This is a genomic window from Scandinavium sp. (assembly GCF_051650185.1).
GTDB lineage: Bacteria > Pseudomonadota > Gammaproteobacteria > Enterobacterales > Enterobacteriaceae > Scandinavium.
Genome location: NZ_JBOFIN010000112.1, coordinates 1 through 17,627, shown reverse-complemented (window position 1 = coordinate 17,627; position 17,627 = coordinate 1). Strand labels below are relative to the sequence as shown.

The window sequence follows — 17,627 nt, the reverse complement described above, 5'->3', positions numbered from 1 at the left end:
CAGGAACGTGTGCTGGTTCGTCTATTTGATTCGCACTGCCGATAACCGCTTATACACCGGCATCACCACTGATGTGGAACGCCGCTTTGCGCAGCATCAGTGCGGGAAAGGAGCCAAAGCGCTACGCGGGAAAGGTGAACTCGCGCTGGCCTTTTTCAGAGAAGTGGGTGAACACTCACTGGCGTTACGCCTGGAGTACCGCATCAAGCAGCTGACGAAACCTCAGAAAGAGCGCCTCGTCAGCGGTGATGCTTCGTTTGAGACGCTACTGGCGAACCTCAGAAACGATTGAAGTGATCGCAATACTCCACCAGCCCATGCACGCCATTCATTGCGTCATCAGCCAGCGGACGAACCTGGAACGCCGCTTCGGTGCCAGGCCAGCGACAGCGCAGATCAAAACGCGCAGCCGGTTCAAAGCCTAGTTTGCCATACAGTGCCGGGTCGCCAAGCGTCACCACAGCGGCATAACCAAACTCATTCAGCGAATCCAGCCCTTCATAGACTAACTGACGGCCAATTCCCTGCCCCTGGTATTCTTTTGCCACAGCCAGCGGCGCCATGCCTACCCACTGTAGCTCTTCGCCTTCAACGCTGACCGGGCTGAAGGCCACGTAGCCCACCACTTGTCCTTCGTCATCTGTTGCGACAACGCCCAGCGTAATCAGGCCATCTTCCCGCAGGGAGTGCACCAAATCAGCTTCACCGTCACCGTCAAATTCGCGGCGCAGCAGAGCGTCAATGCCCGGCGCATCTATCCCAATCTCCACTCGAATCAGCATGGCTCACCTACCGATGTCTGTCTGGTTTGTGACGGGGTGTTAAGACCCGCCTCCACGAAGTCTGCCATCTGCATCAGCATGATCCGCAACGCTTTTGGCATCTGATCAAGCTCAATGGCATCCATCAGGTTTTTGACGTACAGCCCTAATTCCGTGTCGCCTTCAATCACCAGACGGCGCTGGAAAAAGAGCGTATCCGGATCCTGCTTGCGTGCCGCGATCATCAACAGATCGCTGGCATTCGCGCTGAAACTCACGTCGGCATCAGCGTGATTGCTGACGATAAGACGGTCGTTCTCAACGGAAGTGAACCAGCGCAGGCCGATATCACGCACTTCGATGCTCAGCCAACGGCCTTCGAGGAACTCCAGTTCCCCGTCTGCCAGCGCCTGGCGGAACTGCCAGCTTAGCATCTGTTCCAGCACCTGGCGTTTCAGCGCAAAAGGCGTGACCTTGACCGGGACACTCATCAGAGTCGGGCCCAGTGTGACCAGGCGTGAACGCAGTTTATCCAACACGAGCTTTACTCCCTCAATGCAATAGTCTGGTTATTCTGCCACATCCGTGAAGTCACATAGCGGCGTAAATCAACAATTCTGTAAGACAGCACCGCCATTATTGGCAACATCAATGCGCTTTTAACTGCCTCAAATCAAAAATTGTCGACGGTGGGTTATCTAAAATCCCAGTTCGTTAACAATCCTGCGGCCCTGCGGGTCGCTGCCTTCAGGAAACATTATGGAGCTGCTCTGCCCTGCCGGAAACCTTCCGGCGCTTAAGGCGGCCATCGAAAATGGCGCCGACGCGGTCTATATCGGCCTGAAAGATGACACCAACGCCCGCCACTTTGCTGGCCTGAACTTCACTGAAAAGAAACTGCAGGAAGCGGTCAGCTTTGTTCATCAGCACCGCCGCAAGCTTCACATTGCGATCAACACCTTTGCGCATCCGGACGGTTACGCCCGCTGGCAGCGCGCGGTCGATATGGCAGCCCAGCTTGGTGCAGACGCGCTGATCCTTGCCGATATCGCGATGCTGGAGTACGCCGCCGAGCGCTATCCGCACATCGAGCGTCACGTTTCCGTTCAGGCTTCGGCCACTAATGAAGAGGCCATTCGCTTCTATCATCGCCATTTTGATGTCGCTCGCGTGGTGCTTCCGCGCGTGTTGTCTATTCATCAGGTTAAGCAACTCGCCCGTACCACGCCAGTTCCACTGGAAGTTTTTGCGTTTGGCAGCCTGTGCATTATGGCTGAAGGGCGCTGCTATCTCTCCTCCTATTTAACAGGGGAGTCGCCGAATACCGTGGGTGCTTGCTCCCCGGCGAAGTATGTTCGCTGGCAGCAAACGCCGCAGGGACTGGAATCGCGCCTGAATGACGTGCTGATCGACCGTTATCAGGACGGTGAAAACGCAGGCTATCCAACGCTGTGTAAGGGCCGTTATCGCGTCGATGGCGAGCCTTATCATGCGCTCGAAGAACCGACCAGCCTCAATACGCTTGAGCTGTTGCCGGAACTGCTGGCAGCCAATATCGCTTCCGTGAAAATTGAAGGCCGCCAGCGCAGCCCGGCGTACGTTAGCCAGGTGGCAAAAGTGTGGCGTCAGGCCATCGACCGCTGCATCGCCGATCCGCAAAACTTCGTGCCTCAGGCGGCATGGATGGACACGCTGGGAGCGATGTCAGAAGGCACGCAGACTACGCTTGGCGCTTATCACCGTAAATGGCAGTAAGGAAGACGATGAAATATTCATTAGGGCCGGTGCTTTACTACTGGCCAAAAGAGACGCTGGAAGATTTTTACCAGCTGGCAGCCCAAAGCAGCGCCGACGTGATTTATCTCGGTGAAGCGGTGTGCAGCAAGCGTCGTGCCACCAAAGTGGGCGACTGGCTGGGGATGGCGAAAAGCCTGGCGGGCAGCGGCAAGCAGATTGTGCTCTCCACACTCGCACTGGTACAGGCGTCTTCCGAGCTTAACGAACTGAAGCGCTATGTCGACAACGGTGATTTCCTGATTGAAGCGAGCGATCTCGGCGTGGTGAATCTCTGTGCCGAGCGCAAGCTGCCGTTTGTCGCCGGACACGCGCTGAACTGCTATAACGCCGTCACACTGCGCCTGCTGCAAAAGCAGGGCATGGTGCGCTGGTGCATGCCGGTAGAACTTTCCCGCGACTGGCTGGTAAACCTGCTCGCGCAGTGTGAAGAACTGGGGATCCGCAATAAGTTCGAGGTGGAAGTATTAAGCTACGGCCACCTGCCGCTCGCCTACTCCGCCCGCTGCTTTACCGCGCGCTCAGAAGATCTGCCGAAGGACGAATGCGAAACCTGCTGCATCAAATACCCGAACGGGCGCAGCGTGCTGTCTCAGGAGGATCAGCAGGTGTTTGTGCTGAACGGCATTCAGACCATGAGCGGCTATGTCTATAACCTCGGTAACGAGCTGGCCTCCATGCAGGGCCTGGTCGATATGGTTCGTCTGTCGCCTCTCGATACCGGCACGTTCGCGATGATCGACGCCTTCCGGGCAAATGAAAACGGTGCCTCACCCCTCAAGCTTGAAGCACACAGCGACTGCAACGGCTACTGGAAACGACTGGCCGGGCTGGCGCTTCAGGCGTAAATAAAAGCTCACTTTGTTAACAACGGTTATCATTTTTTAATGCACTATTAAAAAATATGCCGATGACAAAGTGAGCTGTTATGATCGACAAATCGATTCCTTTCTCGCTGCTGGACCTGGCCCCGATCCCACAGGGTTCAGCGGCCAAAGACGCGTTTGCCCATTCGCTCGATCTTGCCCGCCTCGCTGAGAAGCGTGGTTATCATCGCTACTGGCTGGCCGAACACCACAACATGACCGGTATCGCCAGTGCGGCGACATCTGTGCTGATTGGCTATCTGGCCGCTAATACCACGACCTTACACCTGGGCTCCGGCGGCGTGATGTTACCCAACCACTCTCCACTGGTGATTGCAGAGCAGTTCGGAACGCTCAACACGCTGTATCCTGGCCGCATCGATTTAGGCCTGGGTCGTGCGCCAGGTAGCGACCAGCCAACCATGCGAGCGCTTCGTCGCCATATGGGTGGCGATATTGATAACTTCCCTCGCGATGTGGCTGAACTGGTCGGCTGGTTTGACGCGCGTGACCCGAATCCGCAAGTACGTCCCGTGCCGGGATATGGCGAAAAAATTCCTGTGTGGCTGTTAGGCTCAAGCCTTTACAGCGCGCAGCTTGCCGCTCAGCTTGGCCTCCCGTTCGCTTTCGCCTCGCATTTTGCGCCCGATATGCTGTTCCAGGCGTTGCATCTCTACCGGGCAAACTTCAAACCATCCGGGCGTCTGGAAAAACCGTACGCGATGGTCTGTATCAACATCATTGCCGCAGACAGTAACCGCGATGCAGAATTCCTGTTTACCTCCATGCAGCAGGCGTTTGTGAAACTGCGCCGGGGCGAAACCGGGCAACTGCCACCGCCGATTCAGAATATGGATCAGTTCTGGTCGCCGTCAGAAAAGTACGGCGTGGATAACGCGCTGGGGATGTCTCTGGTGGGTGATAAAGCGAAAATTCGCCACGGGCTGGAATCCGTTCTGCGGGAAACGCAGGCTGATGAAATTATGGTTAACGGCCAGATTTTCGATCATCAGGCGCGTTTGCATTCGTTTGATTTAGCGATGCAGGTGCGCGAGGAGATGCTGGGGTAAGCTGTTTTGCCGGGCGGCGCTAACGCTAGCCCGGCCTACGCGATCTTGTAGGCCGGATAAGGCGCAGCCGCCATCCGGCAACATGCTTTACTGATACACAGGCAGCAGATTAAAGCTCGACAGGAAGTGCACCACCACGTTGCCCACACCAAAGACCAGAATCAGCGCTATCATCGGTTTGCCGCCCCAGACACGGAACTGCGGGCTGCCGAAGCGTTTACGTGATTTACGTGCCAGCAGCGCCGGAACAATTGCCGCCCAGATGGTTGCCGCCAGCCCCGCATAACCTATCGCATACAGGAAACCGTTCGGCCACAGCAGGCCACCCACAATCGGCGGAACAAAAGTCAGCAAAGCGGTTTTGAAACGGCCCATTCCTGAATCGTCGAACTTGAACAAATCCGCCAGGTAATCAAACAGGCCCAGCGTCACCCCGAGGAAAGAGCTCGCCACCGCGAAGTTAGAGAAAACGACCAACAGCAGGTCCAGGCTGCGGCTGTTCAGCACACCGCTCAGGGCCTGCACCAGCACATCAATATTGCCGCCCTTCTGTGCGATGCCGATAAATTCCGGACGCGGGATATTGCCCATCGTGCCCAGCAGCCAAATCACATACAGCCCCAGCGCCAACAGCGTGCCGTACACCAGGCATTTGACGATGGTTTGTGGATCTTTGCCGTAGTACTTCATCAGGCTCGGCACATTACCGTGATAGCCAAACGAGGCCAGGCAGAACGGCAGCGTCATCAGCAGATAAGGTAAATAAGAGGTGTTCTGTTGTGCGACGTTAAACAGCGTCGGCGCTTCAACATGCCCCAGCAGACTGCCGAAGGTCAGGAAGAAGGTGATCACTTTTGCCCCCAGCACAATCGCCGTCATTCGGCTGACCGCTTTGGTACTCAACCACACTACAAATGCCACAATCAGCGCGAAGCCGAGGCCCGCAAGGCGCGGCGGCACGTTCAGCGACATTTCACTGAAGGTGTGATGCAGAATCGAGCTGCTTGCCGAGATATAGGCATAGGTCAGGATGTAGAGTACAAAGGCAATCGACAGCCCGTTGATCAGGTTCCAGCCTTTGCCGAGCAAATCTTTGGTGATGGTATCGAAGCTTGAACCAATACGGTAATTCAGGTTCGCTTCGAGGATCATCAGGCCCGAATGGAGCATGCAGAACCAGGTAAACACCAGCGCTGCCAGCGACCAGAAAAACCACGCGCCGGACATCACCACCGGCAGCGAGAACATCCCCGCGCCAATAATGGTTCCGCCGATAATCACCACGCCGCCAAATAACGACGGACGAGTGGCTGTGGTGGTTAATGTCGCCATAGGACCTGCTCTCCAGAAAAGTGAATGTGTTGCCCGTTTACGCGAAGCAATGTACCAGTACATGAGTACAATTGAAATAAAAAAAGCCCCGATAAGCTTCATCGGGGCTGTATCGTTTACTTTACGTCAGCAAACGTAGTTTTTTACTCGGCTATTACGCTTCGGTAGGACGACGACGTACTGGTGCATCTTCACGACGTGGGCCACGGCCACCTTCGCGACGCTCACCGCTGAAACGGCCTGCGCCACCTTCACGGCGTTCACCGCTGAAGCGACGACCTTCACCACGACCGCCTTCACGACGCTCGCCACCGAAACCACGACCACCGCCGTTGCCACCACGACGCTCACCGCCACCGGTGTGCGGCTGCGCATCACCGACCAGCTGCATGTTCATCGGCTTGTTCAGGATGCGGGTGCGAGTAAAGTGCTGCAGAACTTCGCCCGGCATACCTTTTGGCAGCTCGATAGTAGAGTGCGTACCGAACAGCTTGATGTTACCGATGTAACGGCTGCTGATATCACCTTCGTTAGCAATCGCGCCCACGATATGGCGAACTTCAACGCCATCATCACGGCCCACTTCAATGCGGTACAGCTGCATATCGCCAACATCACGACGTTCGCGACGTGGACGGTCTTCACCACCACGCTCTGGACGATCGCCACGCGGGCCACGATCGTTGCGGTCGCCACGGCGTTCGAAACGATCATCACGATCGCGGAACTCACGCTTAGGACGCATCGGTGCATCAGGTGGAACAATCAGAGAACGTTCGCCCTGAGCCATTTTCAGCAGTGCTGCGGCCAGCGTTTCCATATCCAGCTCTTCGCCTTCGACGGTCGGCTGAATTTGAGACAGCAGGCCACGGTACAGATCCAGATCGCTGCTTTCCAGCTGCTGCTGAACTTTGGCAGAGAATTTTTCCAGACGGCGTTTGCCCAGCAGTTCTGCGTTCGGCAGTTCCACTTCTGGAATGGTCAGCTTCATGGTGCGTTCGATGTTACGCAGCAGACGACGCTCGCGGTTCTCAACGAACAGCAGCGCACGGCCAGCACGACCCGCACGGCCGGTACGACCAATACGGTGAACGTAAGACTCAGAATCCATTGGGATATCGTAGTTTACGACCAGGCTGATACGCTCAACGTCCAGACCACGTGCCGCAACGTCGGTGGCAATCAGGATATCCAGACGACCGTCTTTCAGGCGGTCCAGAGTCTGCTCACGCAGGGACTGGTTCATGTCACCGTTCAGCGCGGCGCTGTTATAACCGCTACGCTCCAGCGCTTCTGCCACTTCCAGGGTCGCGTTTTTGGTACGAACGAAGATGATCGCCGCATCAAAATCTTCTGCTTCCAGGAAACGCACCAGCGCTTCATTTTTACGCATACCCCAGACAGTCCAGTAGCTCTGGCTGATGTCAGGACGGGTAGTCACGCTTGACTGGATGCGGACTTCCTGCGGCTCTTTCATGAAACGACGAGTAATACGACGAATCGCTTCTGGCATGGTTGCAGAGAACAGCGCGGTCTGATGACCTTCTGGGATCTCCGCCATAATGGTTTCTACGTCTTCGATGAAGCCCATGCGCAGCATTTCGTCAGCTTCATCCAGTACCAGACCGCTCAGTTTAGAGAGATCCAGAGTACCGCGTTTCAGGTGATCCAGCAGACGGCCCGGCGTACCGACGACAATCTGTGGACCCTGGCGCAGAGCGCGTAATTGCACGTCGTAACGCTGGCCGCCGTACAGGGCAACCACGTTTACGCCGCGCATATGTTTGGAGAAATCCGTCATTGCTTCAGCAACCTGTACCGCCAGTTCGCGGGTCGGTGCCAGCACCAGGATCTGTGGTGCTTTCAGCTCAGGATCAAGGTTGTGCAGCAGCGGCAGGGAGAACGCTGCAGTTTTTCCGCTACCCGTCTGGGCCATGCCCAGTACATCGCGGCCATTCAGCAAATGCGGAATACACTCTGCCTGGATTGGTGATGGTTTTTCGTAACCCAGATCGTTCAGAGCGCTAAGAATGGAGGCATTCAGCCCCAGATCAGAAAAAGTAGTTTCGATGATATCAGTCATGTAGTACATGTGCCTCATTGATGGCGGCCAGTCTACGTAACTCATCGTGAAATTGATCTGCAATTTTCATTGAAAAGTGTGAACCGGCTCAAATTTGGTGAATTAACGAACAATAAAGCCCTCACCCGTGAAGATGATGGCAATCAAAAAAGATTATGGGCTGAGTTGTTCGTCAGCTATTGCTGGTCCGATTCTGCCAGGTCGTCTTGCTCCTGGCCCAAGAGCGCTAATTCCAACAATGCGTATCGGTGCTCAACAAAGTTATGAACGTTGTTAGCAACCGCCAGTTTGAACAGTGCCGCAGCGCTGTCCTTGTCCCCCAGACTTAGGTAGTACTTACCTAAATAGAAGTTTGTTTCACTGAGATGCTCAGCGAGCGAGGTGTTATCCGTTGCGTCTGCCTTCAGCTTGTCCATCAGCGTTGCTTCGCTAATGTTACCGAGGTAGAACTCGACAATGTTCCATCCCCATTGCTCTTTGTCCGATTTTTCATAGCGCTGCTTCAGTGCTACGACAGCCTGCTTCTCATCGAGCTTCTGCTCAACGATATAAAGCCACAGGCTACGGAAAGGATCATTGGGATCGTCTTGATAAAACGCCAGCAGATCATCTTGCGCTAACTTAGCACGACCACCGTAATACAACGCGATGCCGCGGTTTAAGTATGCGTAATTGTAAGTTGGATCAAGCTCAAGTACAGAATCAAACGCTTCATAGGCAGCATCAAAATTGCCTGCCTGCGTTAAGTAAATACCTAAGTAATTGAATACTTCAGGCATATCTGGTCTGATTGCCAGCGCTTGCGAGAAATCGTTACGCGCTAATGCCCTCAAACCGAGACTATCATACAACACTCCGCGCTCATATAAAAGCTGCGCGCGTTCATCATCGGTTAAAGCCCGACTGGCAAGAATCTGTTCCATACGGGCCAGAATCACTTCTTGCTGTAAAGTCGGTTGCAATGGCACCGCCAGGACTTCGCTCTTACGCCAGGCAGAGTTGCTGCATCCTGCCAGCGTGAGTGCTGTCGCAACGAAACACCAGCGCAAAAAAGGCTTCATTTCCCACTCCCGAAGACAACAATTGGATGAACGTCCTGTTCTCCGGTGGCTCAACAAGCGTCCTGCCCGGAATGCGCCCTCCGCAAAGGCGGAGGGCAAATGGCAACCTTACTCGCCCTGTTCCGCTGCCGGAGCTTCCGGCGCGGCCGCAGGCTGAGTCTGCTCGGTCGCTTCTTTAATGCTCAGACGTACACGGCCCTGGCGATCGACTTCCAGAACTTTAACCGGTACTTCCTGACCCATCTGCAGATAGTCAGTCACTTTCTCTACACGCTTGTCAGCGATTTGAGAGATGTGAACCAGACCTTCTTTACCGCCGCCGATAGCTACGAACGCACCGAAATCAACGATACGGGTGACTTTACCGTTGTAGATACGACCGACTTCGATTTCAGCAGTAATTTCTTCGATACGGCGGATAGCATAGGCCGCTTTGTCGCCGTCAGTTGCTGCGATTTTCACGGTACCATCATCTTCGATTTCGATGGTGGTGCCGGTTTCTTCAGTCAGCGCACGGATGACAGAACCACCTTTACCGATAACGTCTTTGATCTTGTCTGGATTGATCTTGATGGTGTGGATACGCGGTGCGAACTCAGAGATATCGCCACGTGGCGCGTTAATCGCCTGTTCCATCACGCCCAGGATGTGCAGTCGTGCACCTTTAGCCTGGTTCAGAGCAACCTGCATGATCTCTTTGGTGATACCTTCAATTTTGATATCCATCTGCAGTGCAGAGATACCGTCGCGGGAACCCGCTACTTTGAAGTCCATATCGCCAAGGTGGTCTTCGTCGCCGAGGATGTCAGACAGTACGACAAAGTTGTCGCCTTCTTTCACCAGGCCCATCGCGATACCTGCAACTGCAGATTTCACCGGTACGCCTGCGTCCATGAGTGCCAGTGAAGCACCGCACACGGAAGCCATGGAAGAAGAACCGTTGGATTCGGTGATTTCAGATACCACACGTACGGTGTATGGGAATTCGTCAGTGGTCGGCATCACTGCCAGCACGCCACGCTTCGCCAGACGACCGTGACCGATTTCACGACGCTTCGGTGAACCAACCATACCGGTTTCGCCCACAGAGTACGGAGGGAAGTTGTAGTGGAACAGGAAGCTGTCAGTACGCTCGCCCATCAGTTCGTCGATGTTCTGTGCGTCGCGGGCGGTACCAAGAGTTGCGGTTACCAGCGCCTGAGTTTCACCACGGGTGAACAGCGCAGAACCGTGAGTACGTGGCAGTACGCCAGTGCGCACGTCCAGACCACGAATCATGTCTTTTTCACGGCCATCGATACGTGGCTCGCCTGCCAGTACACGGCTACGAACTGCGTTTTTCTCGATGTCGTGCAGGATGTCGCCGAGCTCATTGGCATCGAGCGTTTCATCTTCAGCAACCAGGGTCGCGATGACTTCAGATTTGATAGCATCAACCTGAGCGTAACGTTCCTGCTTGTCAGTGATGCGATAAGCATCGCTCAGACGAGCTTTAGCCAGTTCAGCAACGCGCGCGTTCAGCGCTTCGTTGACGGCTTCTGGCTGCCAGTCCCAACGTGGTTTACCGGCTTCTTTCACCAGATCGTTGATGTTCTGAATAACAATCTGCTGCTGTTCGTGGCCATAGACAACCGCACCCAGCATGGTGTCTTCGCTCAGCAATTCTGCTTCGGACTCAACCATCAGTACAGCGGCTTCAGTACCGGCAACAACCAGATCCAGCTTGCTGGTTTTCAGCTCTTCCTGGGTCGGGTTCAGCACGTACTGGTCGTTGATGTACCCCACGCGAGCGGCACCAATTGGGCCGTTGAATGGAATACCGGACAGAGACAGCGCGGCAGAAGCACCGATCATTGCCACGATATCAGGGTTAACCTGTGGGTTTACGGACACAACGGTCGCGATAACCTGAACTTCGTTAACGAAGCCTTCCGGGAACAGTGGACGAACCGGGCGGTCAATCAGACGCGCAATCAGGGTTTCGCCTTCGCTTGGACGGCCTTCACGACGGAAGAAGCCACCTGGGATTTTACCAGCAGCGTAAGTACGCTCCTGATAGTTAACAGTCAGTGGGAAGAAGTCCTGGCCTGGTTTAGCTTTTTTCTGGCCGACAACGGTCACGAATACCGCAGTGTCATCCATGCTAACCATGACAGCGGCAGTAGCCTGACGAGCCATCATGCCGGTTTCCAGCGTTACGGTGTGTTGGCCGTACTGGAATTTACGAACGATCGGATTGAGCAAAATTTTATCCTTTCTTGATAAGGGACAGCGCACTATTGAGCGTGCCGTCCAGAGACCCGATCTTCTGGCATCCTCGCGACTAATGACAATCCTAACCGCCGTGGGTTAAGCCTCTCATTAGCCGCGCGAAACTCTGCTCGGAAGATCATTTATCGCAGCAATACAAACAATACATGAGTTTCAGCCTGATTGCTGCCATCTGGTTGAAAAAAGGGGCCATAAAGGCCCCTCTTTCTGAAACTCGCCAGAATTAGCGACGCAGACCCAGACGCTCGATCAGCGCGGCGTAGCGTGCAACATCTTTACGCTTCAGGTAGTCAAGCAGTTTACGACGCTGAGAAACCATGCGCAGCAGACCACGACGGCTGTGGTGATCTTTTTTGTGCTCAGAGAAGTGACCCTGCAGGTGGTTGATCTGAGCGGTCAGCAGTGCAACCTGAACTTCGGTAGAACCACTGTCGTTAGAACCACGACCAAACTCGGAAACGATTTTTGCTTTAGCTTCAACGCTTAGAGACATTTTAAACTCCAGAATGAATAAGGAAAAAGGGTGCCGATCTCTAATTCAGCGACCCCAGGATTAACGCCGTCCTACGGGGAAACCGTTGTTCAGACGTTAAGCCGCAATATTCTACCTGCAGCGACTTGTTATCGCAAGGTGAGCGATTATTGCGGGTACTCAACGACCAGACGGCGTGGTGCCACGCGGCCTTCATCGTCAATTTCGCCCATACCGATGAATTTGGCTTCATCGCCTTCTGTCACGCGGACTAAACCGGTTGCTGTCACGTTCGCTGAACGCACAGGGTTACCGTTTTTGAAGTACACGGAAGAGTCCAACGGCAGGTTCACCACTGGGAAGTCCGATGCCGGACTGTCCATCGGCATGAGTAAAGGATCCAGTAACTGGGCAGCAGGAATATCTTGCGCTTCTGCCTGAGCAACCAGCGCATGGAGCTGTTCCAGTGTCACCATCCGATCGACCGGATAACGGCTCACAGCCAGACGACGCAGCATAATGACGTGCGCGCCACAGCCTAGCTTCTCGCCCAGATCATCAATGATCGTCCTGATGTAAGTGCCCTTTGAACAGTGGATCTCAAGCTCAAGCTCATCACCTTCATGACGAATGAACAGCAGTTCGTAGACCGTGATCGGACGGGCTTCACGCGGAACGTCAATGCCCTGGCGAGCGTATTCGTACAGCTTTTTACCCTGATATTTCAGCGCCGAATACATCGACGGCACCTGCCGGGTATCACCTCGGAAGCTGTCCAGCGCAACAGCCAAATCGGAGGCGCTGAAAGTCATTGGACGCTCTTCGACGATTTGACCATCGGCATCAGAGGTATCAGTACGCTGCCCAAGCTTCGCAATCACGCGATAGCGTTTGTCGGAATCCAGCAGATACTGAGAAAACTTGGTGGCCTCACCGAGGCAGACCGGAAGCATACCGGTCGCCAGCGGATCCAGCGCGCCGGTGTGCCCTGCACGGTTGGCGTTATAAAGACGCTTTACCTTTTGCAGAACATCGTTGCTGGAAGCGCCCTGAGGCTTGTCCAGCAGCAACACACCATGGATATCGCGACCACGACGACGAGGACGACTCATTAGTCCTCCTTGCTGTCGTCCGGGTTAACACGACGCTCATCGTCATGCTTCACCACGTTGGTCACGAGGTTGGACATACGCATCCCTTCGACCAGTGAGTTGTCGTAGAAGAAGGTCAGTTCCGGCACGATACGCAGGCGCATGGCTTTACCCAGCAGCGTACGAATGAAGCCAGACGCATCCTGCAAAGCACGGATGCCCGCTTTAACAGCAGCTTCGTCTTTGTCGTTCAGGAAGGTCACAAACACTTTGGCATAAGCCAGGTCACGGGAGACTTCCACACCGGAGACGGTGGTCATCAGACCAAGACGTGGATCTTTAATTTCGCGCTGCAGGATGATAGCAATTTCTTTTTGCAACTCCTGACCGACGCGCTGCGGGCGACCAAATTCTTTCGCCATAATAAATTCTCCAGAATAAAGACAACAAAGGGGCTATTAGCCCCTTTTGAAATTCATGCCGGGTGGCGCTTCGCTGACCCGGCTTACACGCTGGCTAATCCTTTGAGGATTAGTCGATGCTGCGCTGGATCTCAATGATCTCGAACACTTCGATCATATCGCCAACACGAACGTCGTTGTAGTTCTTCACGCCGATACCACATTCCATGCCGTTACGGACTTCGTTGACGTCATCTTTGAAGCGACGCAGGGATTCCAGCTCGCCTTCATAGATAACCACGTTGTCACGCAGGACGCGGATTGGGTTGTGACGCTTGATGTTACCTTCGGTAACCATACAACCTGCGATCGCACCGAATTTAGGCGATTTGAACACGTCACGCACTTCAGCCAGACCGATGATCTGCTGTTTCAGCTCAGGTGACAGCATACCGCTCATCGCTGCTTTCACTTCGTCAATCAGATGATAGATGACGGAGTAGTAACGCAGATCCAGGCTTTCAGCATCAATCACGCGGCGCGCAGAAGCGTCGGCACGGACGTTGAAGCCAACCAGGATAGCGTTGGATGCCGCAGCAAGCGTAGCGTCGGTTTCGGTGATACCCCCTACGCCAGAACCGATGATCTTCACTTTCACTTCGTCGGTAGACAGTTTCAGCAAGGAATCGGAGATCGCTTCGACAGAACCCTGTACGTCGGCTTTCAGAACGACGTTCACTTCGTGAACTTCGCCTTCGGTCATGTTGGCAAACATGTTCTCCAGCTTGGACTTCTGCTGACGAGCCAGTTTGACTTCACGGAATTTGCCCTGACGATACAGCGCAACTTCACGCGCTTTCTTCTCGTCACGTACAACGGTCACTTCGTCACCAGCAGCCGGAACACCGGACAGACCCAGAATTTCCACTGGAATGGACGGACCTGCTTCCAGAACTTCCTGACCCAGTTCGTCACGCATCGCACGAACACGACCGTATTCGAAGCCACACAGAACGATGTCGCCCTTGTGCAGAGTCCCTTCGCGAACCAGAACGGTAGCAACCGGACCACGACCTTTATCCAGGAAGGATTCGATAACTGCACCGCTAGCCATACCGTTACGAACTGCTTTCAGTTCCAGAACTTCAGACTGCAGCAGGATTGCGTTCAGCAGGTCGTCAACACCGGTACCCACTTTTGCAGATACTGGGATGAACTGCGCTTCACCGCCCCACTCTTCCGGCATAACACCGTACTGAGACAGTTCGTTTTTAACGCGATCCATGTCCGCTTCAGGTTTGTCGATTTTGTTCACAGCAACGACCAGAGGCACCTGCGCCGCTTTCGCGTGCTGGATAGCTTCTATGGTCTGCGGCATGACGCCGTCGTCTGCTGCAACAACCAGAACAACGATATCCGTTGCCTGAGCACCACGAGCACGCATGGAGGTAAACGCGGCGTGACCCGGGGTATCCAGGAAGGTGATCATACCGTTGTCAGTTTCAACGTGGTAAGCACCAATGTGCTGGGTAATGCCACCTGCTTCGCCAGACGCCACTTTCGTTGAGCGAATGTAGTCGAGCAGAGAGGTTTTACCGTGGTCAACGTGACCCATGATGGTGACGACTGGCGCACGTGGCTCAGCAGCAGCACCGGTGTCACGGTCGCTCATTACCGCTTCTTCCAGCTCGTTTTCACGACGCAGGATAACTTTGTGGCCCATCTCTTCGGCAACCAGCTGTGCGGTTTCCTGGTCGATGACCTGGTTGATGGTCGCCATGGCGCCCAGTTTCATCATCGCTTTGATGACCTGAGAACCTTTGACTGCCATCTTGTTAGCCAGATCGCCAACGGTGATGGTTTCGCCAATCACAACGTCACGGTTTACGGCCTGAGCTGGCTTCTGGAAGCCCTGCTGCAGAGCGGAACCTTTACGCTTACCGCCTTTGCCGCCACGAACGGCAGCGCGAGCTTCTTCGCGATCGGCTTTGGATTCAGCGTGCTTATTGCCTTTCTTCGCTGGACGAGCTGCTTTCGCGCTACGAGTGCGGCCACGGCCGGCTTCGCTTTCACGATCGTTTTCGTCTTCAGCCTGGCGCGCATGCTGAGAAGTGGTGACGTGATAATCGCTGGTATCCTCAGTCGGCTCAGCGTTATTCACCCCATTTTTCTCGTTTTCTTCGGCCATGCGGCGGGCTTCTTCCGCTACGCGGCGAGCTTCTTCTTCAAGCTTGCGACGCGCTTCTTCTTCCGATTTACGCTTCAGCTCTGCAGCTTCAGCTTCACGGCGGGCTTTCTCAGCCTGGGCGGTTTTGGTCATATCGTCTGTCTGTTGATTGCTCACTTTGTCTTTTTCCGCAACTTCACGCTTCGCTTTTTCAGCGGATTCACGCTTAGCTTGTTCTGCGGCCTCACGTTCAGCTTTTGCCTGTGCCTCACGCTTGGCTGTTTCTTCAGCCTCACGACGGGCTTGTTCTTCCGCTTCACGCTTCGCTTCTTCTTCCGCCAGACGGTCAGCTTCCTGCGGGTCACGTTTTACAAAGGTACGCGTTTTGCGGACTTCAATCTGCACCGATTTGCTCTTACCACCGGTTCCCTGAACGCTCAGGGTGCTCCGGGTTTTACGCTGCAGCGTCAGCTTGTCAGGCGCTGAACCGTGTTCACGGTTCAGGTGTGCTAACAAGGTTTGTTTTTCTTGCGCGGTCACAGAATCTTCAGCTTTCTTCGGGATACCTGCATCAGCAAATTGCTGTACCAGGCGGTCCACGGAAGTCTGAATTTCTGCGGCCAGCGTTTTTACGGTTACATCTGTCATGCTGTTCCTTCCTGCTACAGTTTATTACGCTTCGTCGCCGAACCAGCAAATATTGCGTGCGGCCATGATGAGCTCACCGGCTTTCTCGTCGGTCAAACCTTCGATATCAGCCAGGTCATCAATGCCCTGATCGGCAAGATCTTCCAGCGTACAAACACCGCGGGCAGCCAGCTTAAATGCCATTGCACGATCCAGACCTTCAAGGTTCAGCAGATCGTCAGCCGGTTTTTTATCACCGAGGCTTTCTTCCTGAGCCAGCGCCAGCGTAGTCAGTGCGTTTTTCGCACGTTCACGAAGTGCTTCAACGGTCTGTTCGTCCAGACCATCGATTTCCAGCAGTTCTTTCATTGGCACATAGGCCAGTTCTTCCAGGCTTGAGAAACCTTCTTCAACCAGTACGGTGGCGAAGTCTTCATCAATATCAAGATATTTGGTGAAGGTATCGATCGCCGCATGGGCCTCTGCCTGATGCTTCGCCTGCAGATCGTCAACGGTCATCACGTTGAGATCCCAGCCGCTCAGCTGTGAAGCCAGACGCACGTTCTGACCATTACGGCCGATCGCCTGCGCCAGATTACCCGCTTCAACTGCGATATCCATGGTGTGCTTGTCTTCGTCAACCACGATAGAAGCAACGTCAGCCGGTGCCATTGCGTTGATCACGAACTGAGCCGGGTTATCGTCCCACAGAACGATATCGATACGCTCACCGCCAAGCTCAGTAGACACAGCCTGAACACGCGCACCGCGCATACCCACACAGGCACCGACGGGATCGATACGCTTATCGTTGGTTTTCACGGCGATTTTCGCACGAGAACCAGGATCGCGAGCAGCCGCTTTGATTTCGATAACTTCTTCGCCAATTTCCGGCACTTCGATGCGGAACAGTTCAACCAGCATTTCCGGTTTGGAACGGGTAACGAACAGCTGCGCACCACGCGCTTCCGGACGCACAGAGTAAAGTACGCCGCGAATACGGTCGCCCGGACGGAAGTTTTCACGTGGCAGCATATCTTCACGCAGGATCACAGCTTCAGCATTGTTGCCGAGATCCAAAGAGATGTTGTCGCGGTTCACTTTCTTCACCACGCCGGTGATGATTTCACCTTCGTGCTCACGGAACTGATCAACAACCATCGCACGCTCCGCTTCGCGGACCTTCTGCACGATAACCTGTTTCGCGGTTTGAGTGGTGATACGGTCGAAGGTCACAGATTCAATCTGGTCTTCCACATAATCGCCCACGTTAAAGCTCTCGTCTTCATAACGAGCGGCTTCGAGGGTGATTTCTTTCGTTGGTTGAGTCACTTCTTCAACAATAACCCAGCGACGGAAAGTATCGAAATCACCGCTCTTACGATCGATTTCTACGCGAACATCGATCTCTTGTTCGTATTTTTTCTTGGTTGCCGTAGCCAGAGCACTTTCCAGCGCTTCGAAAATCTTCTCGCGCGGCAGTGACTTTTCATTGGAAACGGCTTCAACAACAGCCAAAATTTCTTTGTTCATCGGGGCCTTTCACCTCAATCCAGACTGTTAAAAGTGGGGAACCAGGTTCGCCTTCTGGATGTTACTCAGCGCGAACACTTCATCTTTGCCTTCGACTG

Annotated in this window: 16 protein-coding genes and 1 pseudogene; 4 read left to right on the top strand and 13 right to left on the bottom strand. The window is 54.3% G+C overall.

The window, feature by feature from the left end; all coding sequences use genetic code 11:
• Positions 1-7 precede the first annotated feature (7 nt).
• The gene (locus ACRCWW_RS15030) at positions 8-292 is read left to right on the top strand and encodes a GIY-YIG nuclease family protein (protein ID WP_438683117.1); all 285 of its coding nucleotides are present in this window, start codon (positions 8-10) and stop codon (positions 290-292) included.
• On the opposite strand, the gene ACRCWW_RS15025 is transcribed toward ACRCWW_RS15030, so the two are convergent.
• The gene (locus ACRCWW_RS15025) at positions 279-782 is read right to left on the bottom strand and encodes a GNAT family N-acetyltransferase (protein ID WP_438683116.1); all 504 of its coding nucleotides are present in this window, start codon (positions 780-782) and stop codon (positions 279-281) included. The genes ACRCWW_RS15030 and ACRCWW_RS15025 overlap by 14 nt on opposite strands.
• On the bottom strand, positions 776-1,300 hold the full coding sequence (ubiT, locus tag ACRCWW_RS15020) for a ubiquinone anaerobic biosynthesis accessory factor UbiT (RefSeq protein ID WP_438683115.1): 525 nt from the start codon (positions 1,298-1,300) through the stop codon (positions 776-778). Before ubiT ends, ACRCWW_RS15025 begins: the two co-directional genes overlap by 7 nt.
• 220 nt (positions 1,301-1,520) lie before the next feature.
• Between ubiT and ubiU the strand changes: the two genes are divergently transcribed.
• The 3 genes from ubiU (at position 1,521) to ACRCWW_RS15005 (ending at position 4,491) form a co-directional block, all read left to right on the top strand.
• A complete protein-coding gene (gene ubiU, locus ACRCWW_RS15015; protein ID WP_438683114.1) occupies positions 1,521-2,516 on the top strand; it encodes a ubiquinone anaerobic biosynthesis protein UbiU in 996 nt (331 codons plus the stop codon).
• Between the two features lie 8 nt (positions 2,517-2,524).
• Positions 2,525-3,403, top strand: a complete 879-nt coding sequence (locus tag ACRCWW_RS15010) for a U32 family peptidase (protein WP_438683113.1) — start codon at positions 2,525-2,527, stop codon at positions 3,401-3,403.
• Positions 3,404-3,483: 80 nt separating this feature from the next.
• On the top strand, positions 3,484-4,491 hold the full coding sequence (locus tag ACRCWW_RS15005) for a luciferase-like monooxygenase (protein ID WP_438683112.1): 1,008 nt from the start codon (positions 3,484-3,486) through the stop codon (positions 4,489-4,491).
• An 87-nt stretch (positions 4,492-4,578) separates the two neighbouring features.
• On the opposite strand, the gene mtr is transcribed toward ACRCWW_RS15005, so the two are convergent.
• The 11 genes and pseudogenes from mtr to ACRCWW_RS14950 form a co-directional block, all read right to left on the bottom strand.
• Positions 4,579-5,823 carry a tryptophan permease gene (gene mtr, locus ACRCWW_RS15000; protein WP_438683111.1) on the bottom strand — a complete coding sequence of 415 codons (1,245 nt, stop codon included), beginning with the start codon at positions 5,821-5,823 and terminating at the stop codon, positions 4,579-4,581.
• 154 nt (positions 5,824-5,977) lie between these two features.
• On the bottom strand, positions 5,978-7,906 hold the full coding sequence (locus ACRCWW_RS14995; protein WP_438683131.1) for a DEAD/DEAH family ATP-dependent RNA helicase: 1,929 nt from the start codon (positions 7,904-7,906) through the stop codon (positions 5,978-5,980).
• Positions 7,899-7,976, bottom strand: a complete 78-nt coding sequence (gene yrbN / locus ACRCWW_RS14990) for a protein YrbN (RefSeq protein ID WP_099458804.1) — start codon at positions 7,974-7,976, stop codon at positions 7,899-7,901. The genes ACRCWW_RS14995 and yrbN overlap by 8 nt, the downstream gene beginning before the upstream one ends.
• Before the next feature lie 106 nt (positions 7,977-8,082).
• On the bottom strand, positions 8,083-8,967 hold the full coding sequence (gene nlpI, locus ACRCWW_RS14985; protein ID WP_330983955.1) for a lipoprotein NlpI: 885 nt from the start codon (positions 8,965-8,967) through the stop codon (positions 8,083-8,085).
• A 108-nt stretch (positions 8,968-9,075) separates the two neighbouring features.
• Positions 9,076-11,211, bottom strand: coding sequence for a polyribonucleotide nucleotidyltransferase (gene pnp / locus ACRCWW_RS14980; RefSeq protein WP_438683110.1), 2,136 nt, complete (start codon positions 11,209-11,211; stop codon positions 9,076-9,078).
• 250 nt (positions 11,212-11,461) lie between these two features.
• Entirely contained in the window at positions 11,462-11,731 is a 270-nt protein-coding gene (gene rpsO, locus ACRCWW_RS14975; protein WP_438683109.1) for a 30S ribosomal protein S15, read from the bottom strand.
• A 146-nt stretch (positions 11,732-11,877) separates the two neighbouring features.
• A complete protein-coding gene (gene truB / locus ACRCWW_RS14970; protein WP_438683108.1) occupies positions 11,878-12,822 on the bottom strand; it encodes a tRNA pseudouridine(55) synthase TruB in 945 nt (314 codons plus the stop codon).
• Positions 12,822-13,223 (bottom strand): 30S ribosome-binding factor RbfA, encoded by a 402-nt coding sequence (rbfA, locus tag ACRCWW_RS14965; protein WP_330983958.1) that lies wholly within the window; start codon positions 13,221-13,223, stop codon positions 12,822-12,824. Before rbfA ends, truB begins: the two co-directional genes overlap by 1 nt.
• Positions 13,224-13,332: 109 nt before the next feature.
• On the bottom strand, positions 13,333-16,017 hold the full coding sequence (gene infB, locus ACRCWW_RS14960; RefSeq protein WP_438683107.1) for a translation initiation factor IF-2: 2,685 nt from the start codon (positions 16,015-16,017) through the stop codon (positions 13,333-13,335).
• 24 nt (positions 16,018-16,041) lie between these two features.
• Positions 16,042-17,529 (bottom strand): transcription termination factor NusA, encoded by a 1,488-nt coding sequence (gene nusA / locus ACRCWW_RS14955; RefSeq protein ID WP_404657546.1) that lies wholly within the window; start codon positions 17,527-17,529, stop codon positions 16,042-16,044.
• Positions 17,530-17,556: 27 nt separating this feature from the next.
• Positions 17,557-17,627: pseudogene (locus ACRCWW_RS14950) on the bottom strand (ribosome maturation factor RimP); the annotation flags it as partial.

Bases quoted from the DNA above. Each gene is read 5' to 3' on its own strand.
- ACRCWW_RS15025 (WP_438683116.1), bottom strand. From the start codon at position 782: ATGCTGATTCGAGTGGAGATTGGGATAGATGCGCCGGGCATTGACGCT.
- ubiU (WP_438683114.1), top strand. From the start codon at position 1,521: ATGGAGCTGCTCTGCCCTGCCGGAAACCTTCCGGCGCTTAAGGCGGCC.
- ACRCWW_RS15010 (WP_438683113.1), top strand. From the start codon at position 2,525: ATGAAATATTCATTAGGGCCGGTGCTTTACTACTGGCCAAAAGAGACG.
- ACRCWW_RS15005 (WP_438683112.1), top strand. From the start codon at position 3,484: ATGATCGACAAATCGATTCCTTTCTCGCTGCTGGACCTGGCCCCGATC.
- mtr (WP_438683111.1), bottom strand. From the start codon at position 5,823: ATGGCGACATTAACCACCACAGCCACTCGTCCGTCGTTATTTGGCGGC.
- ACRCWW_RS14995 (WP_438683131.1), bottom strand. From the start codon at position 7,906: ATGACTGATATCATCGAAACTACTTTTTCTGATCTGGGGCTGAATGCC.
- yrbN (WP_099458804.1), bottom strand. From the start codon at position 7,976: ATGAAAATTGCAGATCAATTTCACGATGAGTTACGTAGACTGGCCGCC.
- nlpI (WP_330983955.1), bottom strand. From the start codon at position 8,967: ATGAAGCCTTTTTTGCGCTGGTGTTTCGTTGCGACAGCACTCACGCTG.
- rpsO (WP_438683109.1), bottom strand. From the start codon at position 11,731: ATGTCTCTAAGCGTTGAAGCTAAAGCAAAAATCGTTTCCGAGTTTGGT.
- truB (WP_438683108.1), bottom strand. From the start codon at position 12,822: ATGAGTCGTCCTCGTCGTCGTGGTCGCGATATCCATGGTGTGTTGCTG.
- rbfA (WP_330983958.1), bottom strand. From the start codon at position 13,223: ATGGCGAAAGAATTTGGTCGCCCGCAGCGCGTCGGTCAGGAGTTGCAA.
- infB (WP_438683107.1), bottom strand. From the start codon at position 16,017: ATGACAGATGTAACCGTAAAAACGCTGGCCGCAGAAATTCAGACTTCC.
- nusA (WP_404657546.1), bottom strand. From the start codon at position 17,529: ATGAACAAAGAAATTTTGGCTGTTGTTGAAGCCGTTTCCAATGAAAAG.